This is a genomic window from Bradyrhizobium sp. (assembly GCF_016462955.1).
In the GTDB taxonomy this organism is placed as follows: Bacteria; Pseudomonadota; Alphaproteobacteria; order Rhizobiales; family Xanthobacteraceae; genus Bradyrhizobium.
This window is the reverse complement of record NZ_JAEMSD010000813.1, coordinates 1-1985: the sequence shown is the minus strand read 5'-3', so window position 1 is coordinate 1985 and position 1985 is coordinate 1. Positions and strand designations below refer to the sequence as shown.

3 protein-coding genes are annotated in these 1985 nt (G+C 60.2%); all 3 read left to right on the top strand.

Translation table 11 applies throughout. From position 1 onward, the window contains the following. The coding region (locus tag JHD07_RS38745; protein WP_291631815.1) for a zinc-binding dehydrogenase at positions 1-211 on the top strand (211 nt) is incomplete at its 5' end. A 128-nt stretch (positions 212-339) separates the two neighbouring features. Next, the gene (locus JHD07_RS38740) at positions 340-1119 is read left to right on the top strand and encodes an enoyl-CoA hydratase-related protein (RefSeq protein WP_024342782.1); all 780 of its coding nucleotides are present in this window, start codon (positions 340-342) and stop codon (positions 1117-1119) included. A 3-nt stretch (positions 1120-1122) separates the two neighbouring features. After that, entirely contained in the window at positions 1123-1890 is a 768-nt protein-coding gene (locus JHD07_RS38735; protein WP_024342783.1) for an enoyl-CoA hydratase-related protein, read from the top strand. The last annotated feature ends 95 nt before the right edge of the window (positions 1891-1985 follow it).

The window sequence follows — 1985 nt, the reverse complement described above, 5'->3', positions numbered from 1 at the left end:
CTCGATAGCTGGTCTGCAGTGGAGCGATTATCGCGATCGGGCCCCGGACCGAATAGCGGCGGTGCAACACGAGATCTTCAGATTGTGGAGGCTTGGCGCCGTGAAGCCGTACATCATGAAGGAGTTTTCGTTCGCGGAGCTGCCGAGGGCGCTCGAACTGATCGAAAAGGGCGAGATCCGCGGCAAAGCGGTCGTCGTGATGGACGGATGAAGGCAATGCACACGGTCCAAAACAATCCTTCATCGCTCGTGGGCTCATTCGCCTGACGACGGACGATTCGAATGCCGGCTCGCAATAGCCGACGCTGATCAACCCAAGAACAAACGGAAAGGAACGCAATGTCTTTCAGCACTATCCTTTACGAAGAAGACGGCCCGATCGGCACGATCACGCTCAATCGACCTCAGGACGGCAACATGTTCACGGTCGACATGTGCCACGAAATTCGCGATTGCATCAACGCGATCCGCCGCGAAACACGAACTCGGGTCATCGTCCTGACGGGAGCCGGCGACAAGTTCTTCTGCATCGGCGGTCGCAAGGAAGGCATGGAGAAGACCATGCTGTATGCCGGGGTGCTACCGACCCTGGAAATGTACGAGTCCATCGATCGGTTGCAGAAGCCGGTGGTCGCGAGCGTCAACGGCTTCGCCGTCGGCGGCGGAAACGTCCTCCAGGTCGTCTGCGATCTCACGATCGCCAAGGAAAGCGCTGTTTTCCGCCAGGTCGGCCCCATGATGGGTTCGTTCGATGCTGGTTACGGTACCTGGTATCTCGAGGATCTCGTCGGGAAAAAGAAGGCGAAGGAGATGTGGTTCCGCAATCCGAAGATCTCGGCGGCGGAGGCGCTCGAGATCGGACTGATAAACAAGGTCGTTCCGGATGACAAGCTCAAGGAAGAAACACGCAAATTCGCGATGGAGATCGCCGAGCGTGGCCCCTTTGCTCTGGCGTCGATCAAGGGCGCGTTCAACGCCCGGCACGGCGGAGTATCCGGCCTGGCACGCATCTCTCACGATCTCCTGTTGCGGCCGTACCTGGAGACCGACGAAAGCCACGAGCTGTCGGCGTCGTTTGCCGAAAAGCGAAAGCCGGATACCCGCAAGTTCGGGAATTAGCTCATGGCGGTCGAACTCGCGAAATTGGACGATTGTGCGTTGCTGCGTCTGAACCGCCCGGAGGCGCTGAACGCGCTCTCGTTCGGTGTGCTGCAGGAGATATCGGACGCTCTGAAAGAGGTGGGCACCTGGAAGGTGCGCACACTGATCGTCACCGGTGCCGGCGAAAAGGCGTTCTGCGCCGGCGCCGACATCAAGGAACTGGGCGACCGGTCGCTGATCGAGTGCAAGCGTGGGGCGGAGCTCGGCCAGGCGGCCTTCGCGAAACTTGACAGGCTGCCTTTTGCGTCCGTGGCCGCAATCAATGGCTTCGCGTTTGGCGGTGGCTTGGAGCTCGCGTTGGCCTGCACGTTCCGGATCGGGACGCCGAGTGTGAAACTGGGACTTCCGGAGATCAAACTCGGTCTCATTCCGGGATATGGAGGGACGCAGCGGCTTCCGAGACTGATCGGCGAAGCGCGAGCGATGGAGATGATCATGCTCGGTCGGACGGTCGGAGCAGAGGAGGCGTTGCGCGTCGGACTATTGCACAGGATCGTCGAGGGCGACGTGGTCGACGCCGCGCTGTCGTTCGCTCACGAATTCTCATCCTTCAGTCTATTGGCGCAGGGGTTTGCGCGAGAAGCGGTTTCCCGCGCGCTGGATGTTCCTGTCCACGAAGGACTGAAGATCGAGGCTGACCTCTCGACGCTGGCATATGCCACGGCTGATGCCAACGAGGGCATGTCTGCGTTCATCGAGAAGCGGAGGCCGGAGTTTAAGGATGCGTAAGGGGCAGATTATCGTTACCGGCGCGAGCCGAGGCATAGGCAGATCCATCGCGCTCGAACTTGATCGCAGGGGCTTTGCGGTCGCCGGTCTTTCCC